The sequence below is a fragment of the Spirillospora sp. NPDC046719 genome (assembly GCF_040645715.1).
GTDB lineage: Bacteria > Actinomycetota > Actinomycetes > Streptosporangiales > Streptosporangiaceae > Spirillospora.
Genome location: NZ_JBEYYT010000402.1, coordinates 1 through 8,604 on the forward strand (window position 1 = coordinate 1; position 8,604 = coordinate 8,604).

10 protein-coding genes are annotated in these 8,604 nt (G+C 73.0%); 3 read left to right on the forward strand and 7 right to left on the reverse strand.

Translation table 11 applies throughout. The features are described from left to right. From ABZ914_RS40795 to ABZ914_RS40810, 4 genes are all read right to left on the reverse strand, one after another. Positions 1–1,267, reverse strand: a 1,267-nt coding sequence (locus ABZ914_RS40795; protein ID WP_500199982.1) for an FAD-dependent monooxygenase, incomplete at its 3' end; no start/stop codon positions are given. Beyond that, the gene (locus ABZ914_RS40800) at positions 1,264–1,950 is read right to left on the reverse strand and encodes a class II aldolase/adducin family protein (RefSeq protein ID WP_500199984.1); all 687 of its coding nucleotides are present in this window, start codon (positions 1,948–1,950) and stop codon (positions 1,264–1,266) included. The genes ABZ914_RS40800 and ABZ914_RS40795, both read right to left, overlap by 4 nt. Beyond that, the gene (locus tag ABZ914_RS40805) at positions 1,947–2,927 is read right to left on the reverse strand and encodes a hypothetical protein (protein ID WP_500199985.1); all 981 of its coding nucleotides are present in this window, start codon (positions 2,925–2,927) and stop codon (positions 1,947–1,949) included. Before ABZ914_RS40805 ends, ABZ914_RS40800 begins: the two co-directional genes overlap by 4 nt. 29 nt (positions 2,928–2,956) lie before the next feature. Beyond that, entirely contained in the window at positions 2,957–3,772 is an 816-nt protein-coding gene (locus ABZ914_RS40810; protein ID WP_500199986.1) for a fumarylacetoacetate hydrolase family protein, read from the reverse strand. A gap of 137 nt (positions 3,773–3,909) precedes the next feature. On the opposite strand from ABZ914_RS40810, the gene ABZ914_RS40815 reads away from it, so the two are divergent. Then, complete coding sequence (locus ABZ914_RS40815) at positions 3,910–4,404, forward strand: VOC family protein (RefSeq protein ID WP_500199988.1); 495 nt, start codon at positions 3,910–3,912, stop codon at positions 4,402–4,404. 185 nt (positions 4,405–4,589) lie between these two features. On the opposite strand, the gene ABZ914_RS40820 is transcribed toward ABZ914_RS40815, so the two are convergent. Next, positions 4,590–5,294 (reverse strand): IclR family transcriptional regulator, encoded by a 705-nt coding sequence (locus tag ABZ914_RS40820; protein ID WP_500199990.1) that lies wholly within the window; start codon positions 5,292–5,294, stop codon positions 4,590–4,592. Between the two features lies 1 nt (position 5,295). Here ABZ914_RS40820 and ABZ914_RS40825 point away from each other — a divergent pair, with 1 nt between their 5' ends. Continuing rightward, positions 5,296–6,153 carry an LLM class F420-dependent oxidoreductase gene (locus tag ABZ914_RS40825; protein WP_500199995.1) on the forward strand — a complete coding sequence of 286 codons (858 nt, stop codon included), beginning with the start codon at positions 5,296–5,298 and terminating at the stop codon, positions 6,151–6,153. Between the two features lie 126 nt (positions 6,154–6,279). Here the strand turns inward: ABZ914_RS40825 and ABZ914_RS40830 are convergent, their stop codons facing one another. Beyond that, positions 6,280–6,657, reverse strand: coding sequence for a VOC family protein (locus ABZ914_RS40830; protein WP_500199991.1), 378 nt, complete (start codon positions 6,655–6,657; stop codon positions 6,280–6,282). After that, positions 6,654–7,295 (reverse strand): TetR/AcrR family transcriptional regulator, encoded by a 642-nt coding sequence (locus tag ABZ914_RS40835; RefSeq protein WP_500199993.1) that lies wholly within the window; start codon positions 7,293–7,295, stop codon positions 6,654–6,656. Before ABZ914_RS40835 ends, ABZ914_RS40830 begins: the two co-directional genes overlap by 4 nt. 276 nt (positions 7,296–7,571) lie before the next feature. Here ABZ914_RS40835 and ABZ914_RS40840 point away from each other — a divergent pair, with 276 nt between their 5' ends. Further along, on the forward strand, positions 7,572–8,489 hold the full coding sequence (locus tag ABZ914_RS40840) for an ABC transporter substrate-binding protein (protein ID WP_500199994.1): 918 nt from the start codon (positions 7,572–7,574) through the stop codon (positions 8,487–8,489). Positions 8,490–8,604 lie beyond the last annotated feature (115 nt).

Below are 8,604 nucleotides of genomic sequence, written 5' to 3' on the forward strand. Positions count from 1 at the left end.
CGAGCCGCCGCGGGCGCAGGCCCGGCGGGACGAGCACGCGCGGCTGGGGGAGCTGGCTCCCGACCAGCCGCTCGTCGCCGTGGCCCGTCCGCACCACGACCCCGCCGGCGTGGACGGGCCGGGGCCGGAACCGCATCTCGGTCAGGTAGCGACGGCTCCACGGGGCCAGCAGCAGCGCCCGGACGGCGGTGTCCCGCAGGCGCCCCCGCATCGGGTCCACGGTCATCACCACCCGCCCGAGCCGCTCGGAGAACGCGACGGTCGCCTCGGCGTGCGGGCGCCGCTCGGGCTCGTAGGTGTCGAGGAGCCGCTCGGCCGCGCGGCCGTGCCACACCTCCGCCAGCTTCCACGCCAGGTTCGCGGCGTCGCGGACGCCCGAGTTGAGGCCCTGCCCGGCGAACGGCGGCATCATGTGCGCCGCGTCGCCGAGCAGGAAGCAGCGGCCGTCGCGCCACCGGTCCGCGACCACGGCGTTGAAGGTGTAGTTCGTCGCGCGCTCGACCTGCTCGGGGGTGATCGTCCGGTAGGGGGAGACGAGGCGGGCGATGGTCGCGAAGTCCGGCCGGGTGCCGCCCCGGCCCTCCCCGGGGCGGAGCCGGAACTCGTACCGGCAGCGGCCGTCCCGCCCCGGCACGATCACCGTCGGCCGGTCGGGGCGGCCGAGGTGCATGCCGTACCGCTCGTCGTGATGGTCTCCGATGGTGTCGGCGACCAGCCAGACCTCCTGGTGGCTGGTCCCGGTCATGCCGATGCCCTTCAGCTCCCGGATCGTGCTGCGGCCGCCGTCGCAGCCGAGCACCCAGCTCGCCCGCAGCTCGGTGCGGGCGCCGGAGGCGTCCAGGACGGCGGTGACGCCGTCGCGGGCCTCGACGACGTCGGCGAGTTCGGTGCCGAACCGGATGTCGACGCCGTCGCGGTCCTTGAGGTTCTGCAGCAGGACCCGCTCCAGCTCGGGTTGGGCGAACTGGTTCTTGAAGGGGTGCCCGAGGCGGTACGGCTCGGGGCCGCGGGCCTGGAACAGCGGGCGGCTCCTGCGGTCGTAGTAGCGGGTGCCGGTGCCGGGCACGACGATGTCCAGGACGGCGCCGTCGAGGCCCGCGGCCTGCAGGGTGCGCAGCGACTCGTCGTCCAGGCTGATCGCCTTGGCCTCGTCGCTGGTGGAGGCGTTGCGCTCGACGAGGACGACCGGCACGCCGCGGGCCGCCAGCAGGTTCGCGGCGGTGAGCCCGACCGGTCCCGCGCCGGCGATCAGGATGGGGGCGGTCACGGGCGGCCGTCCTTGCGGACGAGGTAGGCGAAGCCCGCGTCGAGCTGGGCGCCGGGCCAGCACTCGTCGCGTTTCGCCGCCGCCTCCGCGTCGTCGGACCACACGCGGATCGGCCCGGCCGCCATCGCCGCCAGCTGCGTCCGGCAGGCCCGGTCGAGCAGGACGGCGTGCATGACGGCCGCCTCGGCGCTCGTCCCGGCGGCGACGAGGCCGTGCTTGGGCATCAGCGCGGCGGGCGCGTCACCGAGTGTCTCGGCCAGCGCCCGCCCGAGCTCTGGGCTGCGGACGAGCCCGCCGGTGAGGGCGAAGCGCGGCACGTCCTCCCCGCCGAACAGCGCCCCCTCGTGCGAGATCGGCAGCAGCGGCGTGGCCAGCGCCGCGAACGCGACGGCGGAGTGCGCGTGGCTGTGCACCGTGCAGTGCAGTTCCGGCCGCCGCCGGAGGATCTCCAGGTGGATGTGGCATTCCTTGTGCGGTGTGCCGTCGCCCTCCAGGACGTCGGCGGTCCAGGAGACGAGCTGTGTCCGGTCGGCGTCGATCTCCTCGAAGCCCCAGCCCGGCGCTTTGATCCAGATGCCGCGCCCGTCCGGGTCGCGGACCGCCGCGTGCCCCCACACCATGTCCGACTGACCGGCCGCCGCCAGCGCCCGGTTCGCCGCGATCGCGAGGTCCCGCGCGGTCACCGCAGCGCCTCGATCTCGGCCGCGGGCAGCCGCTCCGCCGTGCGCGTCGCCTCGGTGACCCGCGGCACGTCCCGCGCCGAGGCGACCGTGAGGTGCGTGCTGGGCTCGTGGTGGATCGAGGTGAAGGCGATCCCGGCCGGGATCTTGACGAAGTCGCCCGGCTCCAGCCGGACGGTCCCGCGCTGGGTGACGAGCGTCCGCCGCCCGTCGAGCTGGAACTGGATCTCCTGGGCGTTGCGGATGCGCCGGTACACGCGCCCGTCCGACGCCGGCGCCCACGTCCGCCCGATCAGGACGTCGGACGAGCGGTACACCCAGGTCGTGCCCGGGGCGTCGCCGGGACGCAGCACCTGGATCCGGTCGGTCTCGGTCGCGGCGTGCTCGAGCAGGGCCTGCTCGTCGGCCGGTGCGAGCACGATGTCGTGGCCGGGCCCGGCGAGGCACTCGGTGATCATCTCGTTGATCTCGCTCGGCTCCCAGCCGTCGAACGGCGGGATCGCCACCCGCGAGGTCCGCTCGGCGGGGATCGCCTCGTGGACCGGGGCGGGCACGTAGAACAGGATGTGGATGTCCTCGCGCCCGTAGTTGTCGTGCACCACCCCGACCGGGATGCGGGAGAAGTCGCCCGCGACCAGGTCGACGCTGCCGATGTCGGTCATCAGCGTCCGCACACCGGTGACCTGGAACGACATCTCGTCCACATCGCAGTTGCGGTGGTAGAACGGCTGCCGGCCGTTCATCGTCTGCCACTCCAGGCGCAGGAAGTCGCTCTCGTAGACGCCGCGCGGCGGCGCGAACGGCCGGTCCGCGTACTCGGCGCCGAGGTGCACGACCTCGATCGGCGGGTGGTCGCGTCCCATCCGCGGCGCCCCCGGCCGGACGACCGGATCGCCGAGCAACTGCTCCTCCCGCCGCCGGAACACGCGCGGCGCGGTGTCGAACGGGAACGCCTCCAAGCTCTCTTGGACGGTGCCCATGGGTCCTCCTCGGTTCTCGGGATCGCGGCTCAGGCTTCTGCCCGGACGGTGTTGCGCAGCGTGCCGATGCCGCCGATCGTGACCTCGACGACGTCGCCGTCGGCGAGGAACACCTGCGGGTCGCGGCGGAACCCGACGCCGCCCGGGGTGCCGGTGAGGATCACGTCCCCGGGTTCCAGCCGCGTGAACTGGGACGTCACCTCGATGAGCGTCGGCACGTCGAAGATGAGCCGGTCGGTGGAGGCCGACTGCATCTCCCGCCCGTTCAGCCGCAGCGAGAGGTCGAGCCTCCCGGGGTCCAGCTCGTCGGCGGTGACCAGGACGGGCCCGAGCGGCGTGGAGCCGTCCCAGGCCTTGCCCTGCATCCACTGGTGCGTCTTGTACTGGAAGTCCCGCATGGTGACGTCGTTGGCGATCGTGTAGCCGAGCACGTGCTCCAGCGCCTCGCCGCGCGGGATGCGGCGGCCGGCCCTGCCGATCACCACGGCCAGCTCCGCCTCGTAGTCCACCTGGGACGACTCGGGCGGCAGCAGGATCGGCTCGCCGTGCCCGATCAGGTTGGAGGCGAACTTGGGGAACAGCACCGGGTACTCGGGCAGGTCGCGCCCGGTCTCGTCGACGTGCGCGCGGTAGTTGAGCCCGACGCAGAAGACCTTGCCGGGGCGGGCGACGGGGAGCAGGGCCAGGCAATCCAGCTCGGCGCCGTCCTCCGCCACCGGCACCGCGGTGGGATCGCCCGCCGCGCGGTCGATCCGGTCGAGCCCGAGCAGCCGGTGCACCCGTGTCCCGTCGAGGCGGCCGAGCGCTTCGGCCCCGTTCTCATCCCGGTAGGCAACGAACCGCATCCCACATCCTGTCCTGTCTATTGGAGCAAGCATCCTGTGTTTCGATACAAGCTAGGGCTGGAGCGATCGGCGGTCAATGAGCTAGCGTGCTCAATATTCAGGATTATCTTCCTGTAAAACAGGACAAGGAGTCGTCCATGGCCATCGCCGAACTAGGGCATACCGGACTCTGGGTCACCGACCTCCCGCTGATGCGGGACTTCTACGAGCGGGTCCTCGGCCTGACCGTCACCGACCACGACGACGAGATCGGCATCGTGTTCTTCAGCGCCCGCCCGGACGTCGAGCACCACGAGTTCGTCCTGCAGACCGGGCGCACCGCCCCGCCCGGCGCCAAGCAGCAGCACCAGATCTCCTGGCGGGTCGAGACCCTCGAGGACATCCGCGCCTTCCACCGGAGGTTCCAGGAGGAGGGCGTCGAGGTGCAGCAGGAGGTCACCCACGGCAACGCCTTCGGTATCTACTTCTTCGACCCCGAGGGCAACCGCAACGAGGTCTACCTGCGCATCGACCGGGACATCCCGCAGCCGTTCCGCAAGACCATCGACTTCGGCCTGCCGGCCGAGGAGATCTACGCCGAGGCCGAACGGCTCCTGGACGACGGGGGCCCCGCTTACCGGCCCGTCCAGTAGCGCGCGGGGACCGGCCGAGCGGCTCCGGGGAATGCGGCGGTGGGCGGGCCCTGCGGCCGTGCACCCCCGGGGCCGGGCCGCTCGCGGCGCGCCTCGTCCCCGGAGCCCGCGGCGGCGCCGGCCCTTCCCCGCCCCGGCCCGTGCGCGTGCTCGTGTCGGGCCGGGCCGGGGGCCGGGCGGATCGGCTAGGACGAGACGACTGCGAGCTGTTTGCTGATGCCGGCGGCGGCCTCGTTGACGGCCTGCTGGACCTCCGGCAGCCGTTCGTCCGGGACCCGGTGTGACAGGGCCGCGACGCTGACGGCCGCGACGACCTCGCCATCGGCGCCGCGGATCGGCGCGGCGACGCCCAGCACGTCCGGGTCGAGCTCGCCGCGCGAGACCGCCGTCCCGCGCTCCCGGATCTCGGCCAGCCGGGCCCGCAGCTCCGCCGCGCCGGTGATCGTCGCGCCGGTGAAGCGGGGCAGCCCGCTGGTCTCGATGATCTCGTCGATCTCCTTCTCGGGCGCCCAGGCCAGCAGCACCAGCGCGGAGGCGCCCGCGTTGACCGGCAGGACGTGGCCGCGCTCGTACGACAGCCGGACCGGGTGGTCGGTCTCCTCGCGCTCCAGGCAGACCACGGTGGCTCCGGTCCGCCGCGTGAGCAGCACCGCCTCGCCGACCCGGTCGCACAGCTCGCGCATCACGGGCCGGGCCACCTCCGACAGCCCGAGTCCCTTGCGGGCCAGCCGCGCCAGTTCGAACACCCGGGGCCCGAGCCGGTACCCCGCCGGGCGCTGCTCCTCGATGAAGCCTGAGGACGCAAGGCTCTGCAGGTAGCGGTACGCGGTCGACCGCGCGACCCCCAGGTGGTGGGGGGGGGGCCGGGGGGCCCCCCCCCCCCCCGACAAGCTGGCCGACGATGTGCGGCGCGCCGCCGACGACGGTTTCGCCTCGGCGTGGATGTCGAACATCTTCGGTGTGGACGCGCTGACCGCGCTCGCGGTGACGGGAAGCCGGGTGCCGGGCATCGAGCTGGGGACCGCCGTGGTGCCGACGTACCCGCGGCATCCGGCGGCGCTGGCCCAGCAGGCGCGGACGACGGCGCTCGCCCTCGGCGAGGGGCGGCTGACCCTCGGCATCGGCCTGTCGCACAAGGTCGTCATCGAGGACATGTTCGGGTACGACTTCGGACGCCCCCTGCGGCACATGGACGAGTACCTGTCGATCCTGCTGCCCCTGCTCGACCACCGGACGGCGTCGTTCACCGGGGAGACCCTGCGCGGCCAGATCGGGCTGACCGTCCCGAACGAGGGCCGGGTCCCCGTGCTGCTGGCGGCGCTCGGCCCCAAGATGCTGCGGCTGGCCGCGGAGCGCGCCGACGGGACCGTCCTGTGGATGACGGGTCCCGCCACCGTCCGCGACCACATCGCGCCGACCATCACCGCCGCGGCCGAGGCTGCGGGACGTCCCGCTCCCCGGATCGTCTGCGTCCTGCCGGTGTGCGTCACCGACGACGCGGAGCGCGCACGCGCGCGGGCGGCGAAGGCGTTCGAGGTGTACGGGACGCTGCCGTCCTACCGCGCGATGATGGACCGGGAGGGCGCCGAAGGCCCCGCCGACCTGGCCGTCATCGGCGACGAGGACGCGGTCGGCGCGCGGGTGGAGGAGCTGGCCGCGGCGGGGGTCACCGACTTCGTGGCGGGCGAGTTCGTTCCGGGCGCGGACCGCGAGCGGACCCGGAACTTCCTGAAGTCGCTCGCCGGCTGACCGGCGCTCGCCTACTGACCGGCGCTCGCCTACTGACCGGCGCTCGCCTACTGACGGGCGCTCGCCGGCCGACGGCACTCGCCTACTGACGGGTCCGCTCCGGCCGCTGAGCCGCGCCGCCCGGCCTCAGGACGAGATGAGCTCGTAGAGGTTGCCGCTGGAGTCGGAGAAGTACAGGCCGCGGGCGCCGAGCGGATGGCCGGTGTCGACGCGCCCGTTGTCGGGGTGGGAGGGCTGGTCGCCGTAGGGGATCTCGCGGGCGTCGAGGCGGTCGACGACCGCGTCGAAGGTGGCGGCGTCGACGTCGAAGGCCAGGTGGTGGCCCTGCGGGAAGGCGACGGTCATGAAGTCGAGGGTGAGCCCGTCGTTGACCTTGATCGGGACGAAGTGGCGGGCGTGCGGGTGGGGGCCGGTGTAGTCCAGGCCCATGACGGCGGCGAAGAAGCGGGCGGCCTCGTCGTTGTCGGCGGCGGTGACGATGGTGTGGTTGAGGGTGATGGTCACGTGGGGCTCCCTTCGGGGGTCGTGTCGGTGAGCGCGCCGTGCAGGAAGACGTCGAGGTACTCCTCCAGGGAGGGCGCCGGGGAATCGGGGCCGGTGGGCGGGCGGCTCCAGGTGAAGACCAGGCCCATGAACATCCCGGCGGTCTCCTCGACGGAGAGCCGGAGGCGGTCGGCGTCGGGCTCGAAGAGCTCGGCGAGCGCGCCCCGCGTGCGGGCCATCGCGGACGCGCGGTCGATCGCGGCGTCGGCCGCCTCGCCGCCGCCGTGCGAGCCCCGCCCGCGGCGGCCGGTGGCGTGCAGGGCGCCGAGGACCATGCCCATCCGGCCGAGGTAGGCCTGGATCGCCGCGGTGGCCTCGGCGAGCCGCCCGGCCAGCGGCTGGTCGAGCGGGATCTCCTGGAGCTCGGCCAGCACGTGGTCGGTGCGCAGCGCCTCCGCCACGCAGGCGTCGAGGAGCTCGTCCTTGTCGGCGAACACCCGGAAGATCGTCGCCTCCCCGATGCCGGCGGCGCGGGCGATCTGGCCGGTGGTGACGGCGGTGCCGTGCTCGGCGACGAGCGGCAGCGCCGTCCGGACGATCATTTCGCGGCGCTGCTCGGGGCTCATCCCGGGGGCGCGCCGCCGGCTCTTGGCTTCCACGCCCGCCACTGTACGGAGTGAGTACTCACTCCGTCAATACCGAAGTGAGTACTCACTCCGATGCGCGCGCCAAACCGGATAAGGCGGCTGATAACGTTGCACTTCAAGCGCGCCCTGGAGCGAAGTCCGGTGTGAACCCGGCGCTGTCCCGCAACTGTGGTGCCCCTGTCGAAGAGGCCGAGCCAGGTCGCCTCCGTGCGCGCCGACGACTCTCGACCTCGTGGAAGGGCGATCCGTCATGACGGGCCGCGGCTTCCCGGCAGCCAGGAGGCTCCTGTGAGACCCGTGCGCGTCCTCGGCGCGGCCATCGTGACCGCCGCCGTGACGCTCGCCGCCGGTTGCGGCGGCGACGGCAAGACCAAGACGTCGGAGAGCGGCGCCGCGACCGTCACCGTGCAGGCCGGCAACGGCGCGGTGGCCGTTCCCGCCCACCCGAAGCGGATCGTGTCGCTGTCCCCCACGCACACCGAGACCCTGTTCGCCATCGGCGCCGGATCCCAGGTCGTCGCCGTGGACAGCCTCTCGGACTACCCGTCCGGCGCACCCAAGACCCAGCTCTCCGGGTTCAAGCCGAACGCCGAGGCGGTCATCAAGTACCGTCCCGACCTCGTCGTGCTGTCCAACGACATGGACGGCGTCGTCAAGGCGCTGGAGAAGGTCGAGATCCCGGTGCTGCTGGAGCCCGCCGCCGCCAAGCTCGACGACGCCTACGACGAGATCACCGATCTGGGGCTCGCCACCGGGCACGTCGCGGAGGCGAAGAAGGTCACCGACGGGATGCGCGCCGACATCCAGAAGACCGTCGCCGCGTCCACCAAGGGCAAGGGCCTCACCTACTACCACGAGCTGGACAACCAGCTCCACACCGTGACGTCCGAGACGTTCGCCGGGCAGGTCTACGGCCTCTTCGGGCTGCGCAACGTCGCGGACGCGGCGGACAAGGCGAGCGGCGGCTACCCGCAACTGTCCCGCGAGTACCTCGTCAAGAAGGACCCGGACCTGATCTTCCTCGCGGACACCAAGTGCTGCGGCCAGAACGCCGCCGCGCTGGCCAAGCGGCCGGGCTTCCAGGATCTGAAGGCGGTGAAGGACGGCGGCGTGGTGCCGCTCGACGACGACCTCGCCTCCCGCTGGGGTCCGCGCCTGCCGCAGTTCGTGAAGGCGATCGGCGACGCGGTGCAGAAGACGCGTTGACCTCCGCCTCGATGGGCCCCCGCCCGTGACCCCCTCGGACCGCGAGCCGTCCCCGGCCGTCCCCAAGGACGTGCCCGGGGACGTCTCCGCGGACCTGTACGCGGACCCCGCACTA